Source organism: Vallitalea sediminicola, from assembly GCF_054408565.1.
Map to the genome: position 1 here is coordinate 42,060 of NZ_BTPT01000023.1, position 6,045 is coordinate 48,104.

At 31.9% G+C, this 6,045-nt stretch carries 5 protein-coding genes; 1 reads left to right on the plus strand and 4 read right to left on the minus strand.

Annotation, left to right across the window (positions count from 1 at the left end; genetic code table 11):
• Window positions 1-21: 21 nt before the first annotated feature.
• The 4 genes from ACX6CF_RS10195 to ACX6CF_RS10210 all read right to left on the minus strand — a co-directional run bounded on the left by ACX6CF_RS10195 (window position 22) and on the right by ACX6CF_RS10210 (window position 4,292).
• Window positions 22-1,068: a DctP family TRAP transporter solute-binding subunit gene (locus ACX6CF_RS10195; RefSeq protein ID WP_458785224.1), complete on the minus strand. Its 1,047-nt coding sequence runs from the start codon at window positions 1,066-1,068 to the stop codon at window positions 22-24.
• Window positions 1,069-1,150: 82 nt separating this feature from the next.
• The gene (gene pdxA / locus ACX6CF_RS10200; RefSeq protein WP_458785225.1) at window positions 1,151-2,158 is read right to left on the minus strand and encodes a 4-hydroxythreonine-4-phosphate dehydrogenase PdxA; all 1,008 of its coding nucleotides are present in this window, start codon (window positions 2,156-2,158) and stop codon (window positions 1,151-1,153) included.
• Window positions 2,159-2,179: 21 nt separating this feature from the next.
• The gene (locus ACX6CF_RS10205; RefSeq protein WP_458785226.1) at window positions 2,180-3,502 is read right to left on the minus strand and encodes a four-carbon acid sugar kinase family protein; all 1,323 of its coding nucleotides are present in this window, start codon (window positions 3,500-3,502) and stop codon (window positions 2,180-2,182) included.
• Between the two features lie 28 nt (window positions 3,503-3,530).
• Window positions 3,531-4,292: a DeoR/GlpR family DNA-binding transcription regulator gene (locus ACX6CF_RS10210; protein WP_458785227.1), complete on the minus strand. Its 762-nt coding sequence runs from the start codon at window positions 4,290-4,292 to the stop codon at window positions 3,531-3,533.
• A 524-nt stretch (window positions 4,293-4,816) separates the two neighbouring features.
• On the opposite strand from ACX6CF_RS10210, the gene rsgA reads away from it, so the two are divergent.
• Entirely contained in the window at window positions 4,817-5,872 is a 1,056-nt protein-coding gene (rsgA, locus tag ACX6CF_RS10215) for a ribosome small subunit-dependent GTPase A (protein ID WP_458785228.1), read from the plus strand.
• Window positions 5,873-6,045: the final 173 nt, after the last annotated feature.

The following is a 6,045-nucleotide window of genomic DNA, read 5'->3' on the forward strand; positions in this document are numbered from 1 at the left end:
GTCGTCATTAAAAATAAGATATTATTTCTTAAGTAATTGATTAATTAGATCTTCACCAATCTCATCTTTGAATTTATCATAAACTGATTGAGTAGCTTCTTGGAAAGCTTTTTTGTCTGGATATGTGATTTCCATTCCTTTTGATTTTAATGTTTCAACTAATTCTTCTTCTAGGTTAATACAATAATCTCTTTGCCATGTACGAGCTTCACTTTCTGCATTAGTTATTGCATCTTGTAATTCAGGAGTTAATCTGTTGAAGAAATCTTTGTTTATCATGAATACTGCTGGAGAATAGAAATGTCCTGTTATAGCTAGATTGTCTTGTACTTCATAGAATTTACTTGTATCAATAATTACTAATGGATTTTCCTGACCGTCAACAGTTTTTTGTTGTAATGCTGTGAATAACTCTCCAAAAGGCATTGGTACTGGCTGTGCACCTAGAGCCTTGAAAGTTTCCATATGAACTGGATTTTCCATTAATCTTATCTTTAATCCTTTTACGTCTTCGGGAGTATTGATTGGTCGGTTACTATTAGTTAACATTCTGAACCCGTTTTCCCAGAATCCTAATCCTTTTATACCTGTACTGTCTAATGAAGATAACATATCTAATCCTAGCTGACCATCTAATGCTTCAAATGCGGTAGTTCTGTCTTGAATAATGAATGGTAAGTCAAAGAGCATAAATTTCTTCGAGAAGTTAGCTAAAGGTCCTGTAGATGATAAAGTTGCTTCTAGTGTTCCCATTGACACACCTTCAATTGCATCTCTTTCACTACCTAGCTGTGCACTATGAAATAATTGTACATCTATTTGATTATTAGATTTCTCTTCCACAAGTTCAGCGAATTTCTCTAAGCCTTTGTGATAATGTGATTCTGGAGATAGAGTATAAGCAATCCTGATAATCGTTGCTTTCTCATTTGGTTTGTCTTTTTGATTTGTTTCCTCATTCTTAGTTGTTTCATTATTTTCTTTTTTAGATTCATTACCCTTATTCCCACACCCGACAAATACAACGATCATTAAAACAATCATAAATAAACTAACTATTTTTTTCATGAAAAACCCTCCTTGAAGTTTTGGTTTTATTTAACATTAGAATATCAACTTAATATGGGTTGCATCTAATGATTAAATCAATCTAGCAAACTGTAGCTGTAAAATTCGGAGCATATAAAGCGGCTAATCGAATAGCTTCTACCATACTGACTTCACTTGCTTTACCTGTTCCGGCAATGTCAAAAGCTGTTCCATGATCAACTGAAGTTCTTAAAAAAGGAAGATTGTTGGTAATTGATATAGTTCTTTCGAAATCCACCATTTTTGTAGCAATATGTCCTTGATCATGATAAAGGGATAATACAGCATCATAGCTTCCCTTAAGAGCAAAGTAAAAAACTGAATCAGCTGATACTGGACCTACTACATCAATTCCAGCCTTTTGAGCTTTTATGATAGCTGGACTAATCTCTGTTACTTCTTCATTTCCGAAAAGTCCATGTTCACCACTATGTGGATTCAATCCAGCAACAGCCATTTTTCCATTAGTAATTCCTAATCTGGATAAAGCTTTTGAACATCTAATGATATATTCATAAACTCTTTCTTTAGTAGTAATCTCACAAGCTTCTTTTAGTGATACATGACGTGATAAAAAGAAAACTCTTAAATCATATACTTGGAACATAGTAAGTGGATCTTTGCTATTGGTTAAGTCTTCTAAGACTTCTGTGTGACCAATATAATTTATTCCTCCAGCTTTGAAGGCTTCTTTGTTTATTGGTGTAGTGGCTATGGCATCTACTTTTTTAGATAGAGCTAGTTCAACTGTTTTTTCAATATAATCAAAAGCAGCTTTTCCAGCCATACCTTGAACTGTTCCCATTTCTAATTTTTCAATATCTACATTTTCTAAATCAATTAGATTAAGAATACCTTTTTGATAATTCCCTTTTTTAACATCTTCAATAACATTAATTTCTAATTGTACATTACAAAATTCCATAGCTTGTTGTAACGTTTTTTTATCTCCAATTACAACTGGTTTTGATGTATTATGTACTTCTTCCTTAGCTAAGGCTTTTACTACAATTTCAGGTCCAATCCCAGCAGGATCTCCCATCGGAATGCCTATATAACTTCTGTGCATTTTATCGTCCCTTTCTTTTGGTTAATTTGTGTTTTTATGATATTCAGTAGATACTTTTGTTAATAAATAATCTACACACTTAGTAATGGCATGAATTTCTCCAATTAATCCACCTTTAGTAATAATAGGCATGTGTTCATATTGACCCTTAATAATTCTTCCATAGACTGCAAGAGGTAATACTTCATCTTTTACCTCTATTCCTGCTGATTGCAATTCTCTACATACAGCTACAGTAACATCGCCACCACTGGTAAATAAACCCCCAATAACTCCAGATGTTTTTTCCATTAAGCGTCTTGTTATTTCAGCTAATCCACTTGATATTCTTAAGGATACATCATCTTCTGATATTTCTAGATCCTGTGCAATTTCATGTAAATCCAACACTTCTGTTTCATCAGTAGTGGTTACAACACCTATAATGTTGTAATTTCCCATTTTATTTATCAAGTTTTCTACAATTGCATTTATTTCATTATCACGGGTATCATCATAAATAAGTGATTTAGGATTAACTCTTTCAAACAAAGAAACATGTTTTACTTTTAATGCTTCTAATTGTCTCCTTGTTAGATTACTTACACTTCCTACAGTAAGCATTACTTTTTGTCCTGGAATAATTCTAGGTTTATCAATGAATGCTTTAGTCAATGCAGCAGTAAAAGGACCTGGATCTACGGCAATAACTTTTAGACCTGTATTTTTTACAGCACTTGCTATTATTTCAATATCTGCATTGGTGGTAGCGTCCATTACAATAATCTTATTGCCTATTTCCTTGCTATGAATAATTTTTTCCTGTAAAGTGTCTTGATCTTTTAAGATTTGATTGAGTGGAATATAATCCACATTATATTTACTTTGATTTTGAATTAATTTAGAAACATAAGAGGTGTAAACAGGTGTTTTAGGATCTTTTGCAACATCTGTATTCTCTAGTGGTACAGAATTTACCATTAGATATCCTCCTATAGTAATTCGCCCTGATGAAGGAAAAGCAGCTACTACAATAGCAATTGTATCGTCCTCTAAATGATCAAGGACTGCATCAATTTCACTTCCTACATTTCCTCGCAAAGTACTATCAATACGTTTAGAAAATAGTTTTACATTTTTATCATAGAAAAATTCAGTTACTTGTGATACTTTTTTATAAGCAATATCTTTTGATATTCCTCTGCTATCTGTACTAATAGAGATTATTTTAAAATCTCCATGCAACTTTTCATCATAAGCTTCTAATTTTAGGAATGTAGCTGCTCGATAGCCAGTTCTAGATAATAAAACACTTGTTGCATTAGCACCTGTTAAATCATCTGCAATAATTACAACTTCCGGCATGATAGCCTCCTTTCTTGATATATATTTACTATATTAGATCCACTACAACACCTAATTGATTAAGTTGATCTAATGTATGTTTATCGATTCCTTCATCAGTAATGATTCTATCTAATTGATCTAAATAACAAATTTTTGCAAAGCTTCTATTGCCAAATTTCCAATGGTCAGTTACTAATATAACTTCATCAGCAGAATTCATTATTTGTTGTTTTATTCTTTGCTTTTCTAGACTAGGGGTAGTTAGGCCTTTATCCAAATCTACAGAACTTGTACCTATAAAAGCAATATCTACACATATTTTTCCAATAAAATCTATTGCTTCTGAACCTAGACATGATCCTGTTGTCCCTTGGATAAAACCGCCGGTACAATATACTTGCATCCCTTGAAATTTTGAAAGAAACAAAGCAATCATTAAATCTGGTGTAATTACCTTTAAGTTTTTTATATGTTTTATATGTTTAGCAATTTCCATATTAGTTGTACCTGCATCTAATATGATAGTATGTCCTTCTTTGATCAATTCACTTGCATATTTAGCAATTTTTTGTTTTTCTTCCAAATGAACAGAGGTTTTTTTATTATAGGGAACTTCTTCAATGAGCATATCATGTAAAACAGCTCCTCCGTGGGTTCTTGTAATGAACTCATTGTCCTCTAAATATTTTAAATCTCTTCTAATTGTCATGGGAGAAATATCTAAAGTCTTTGCTAGATCTTCTACTATGACTGTTCCATTTTCTTTTAAATGCTGGATTATATAATTTCTTCTTTCTGCTTTTAACATATTTTTTTCACCGCTTTGTTATTTTTTGTTTTAAAATTTGTTTTTATTAGTTTTTATTTGATCGTTTATGTTTGTTTACAGTATACTTGGTTTTTTGACTCTTGTCAACAATTTTTGAATTTAATGTGGTAAAGAGTGTATTTAAGAAAATTAAAATATCCAATAATGCTTTTAAAAGTGAAGAATGTATGATAAAATGTACCTATAAATTTGATTTTTGAAAGGAGTGGTGTTACATGTTAAAAATGGATATGGTATTACAGGTAACTAAACAATTGAAGATTGAACTGCTCCCAGGGAAAAATTTATAATTAGAATAATTATTAGACCTAGAGCAGTGTCATTTTATTGCCTAGGTTTTTATATTTATTGATAAAGGACTTTTCTTGTTAATATGTAGGGAAGGTTTGTGTATAAATATTATATAACTCTATACTTATGTGGATAACTATAATCCTAGTGCGATGAATGAACGGTGCACTAGGATTTTTTTCTGGAGAAAAATAAGGAAGGTAATAATATTTATGATAATTAACATGTATGGATGGAATCAAGATTTAGAAGAGAGGTTTGAGACTTATTATAATAAAGGGCTAATACCTGCACGTATACTAGTTGAAAACAGAGGAATGTACAAAGTTATAACAGAACATGGTGAACTTAGTGGAATTAATTCGGGTAAATTGTATTATGAAACTGATAAAGAATCTCTACCTACAGTAGGTGATTGGGTAGCTGTAACGCCAATTGATGGTGAAGACAAAGTTGTTATACAGCACGTTTTACCTAGAAAAAGTCAATTCGTCAGAAAAATAGCAGGTTCAACTATAGAAGGTCAAGTAGTTGCAGCTAATTTTGATTATGTTTTTATAGTTGCATCACTCAACAATAACTTCAACATCAATAGACTGGAAAGGTATTTAACCATAGCTTGGGAGAGTGGGGCAGAGCCAGTTATAATCTTAAGTAAAGCTGACCTTTGTGATAATACTGATGAACGAATGATAGAAGTAGAGAATATAGCTTTTGGTGTGAGTACTTATGCAATCAGTTCATTAGAAGGTATAGGTATATCTCAGATTAAGAAATATTTCCAAAAAGGAAAAACTTCAGTGGTATTAGGTTCATCTGGAGTAGGCAAATCTACATTAATAAATACTTTATGCGGTGAAGAAATATTAAAAGTCAATGAGGCAAGGGAAGGTGACGATAGAGGTAGACATACAACAACCCATAGGCAATTAATAATACTTGAAGATGGTGGTATGGTCATAGATACTCCAGGGATGAGAGAACTGGGGTTATGGAGCGAAGGAGAAGATGGAAATGCTTTATCAGATACTTTTAGCGATATTGATGAACTAAGTAAAAAGTGTAGATTTCGAGATTGTACGCATACTAATGAACCAGGATGTGTTGTCATACAAGCAATTGAAAATGGAGAATTAGAGAGAGAAAGACTTGATAATTTTAATAAGCTTAAGAGAGAGTTGCGGTTTATAGAAAGTAAGAAAAATGCAAGGGTAAGATTGGAAGAAAAGAAGAAGATGAAGGCTATGTTTAAAAAATATAGAAAATAGATGGTTATGATTAGTTTAAGGTTGCTACAGTATTTAATATGTAGTGACCTTTTTACTTCATTAATTAAGTGTTGAATAAGAGGTAATTTGTTGAAGGTTGAATGTGGAGTAGAGATTTTAGGTTGAAATGGTGTGTTCGGTACAGGAAGTCCGTGGATGTATAGGTATAGGAA

Coding starts and splice junctions, on each gene's coding strand:
- ACX6CF_RS10210 (WP_458785227.1), bottom strand. CDS start 4,292: ATGTTAAAAGCAGAAAGAAGAAATTATATAATCCAGCATTTAAAAGAA.
- rsgA (WP_458785228.1), top strand. CDS start 4,817: ATGATAATTAACATGTATGGATGGAATCAAGATTTAGAAGAGAGGTTT.
- ACX6CF_RS10205 (WP_458785226.1), bottom strand. CDS start 3,502: ATGCCGGAAGTTGTAATTATTGCAGATGATTTAACAGGTGCTAATGCA.
- ACX6CF_RS10195 (WP_458785224.1), bottom strand. CDS start 1,068: ATGAAAAAAATAGTTAGTTTATTTATGATTGTTTTAATGATCGTTGTA.
- pdxA (WP_458785225.1), bottom strand. CDS start 2,158: ATGCACAGAAGTTATATAGGCATTCCGATGGGAGATCCTGCTGGGATT.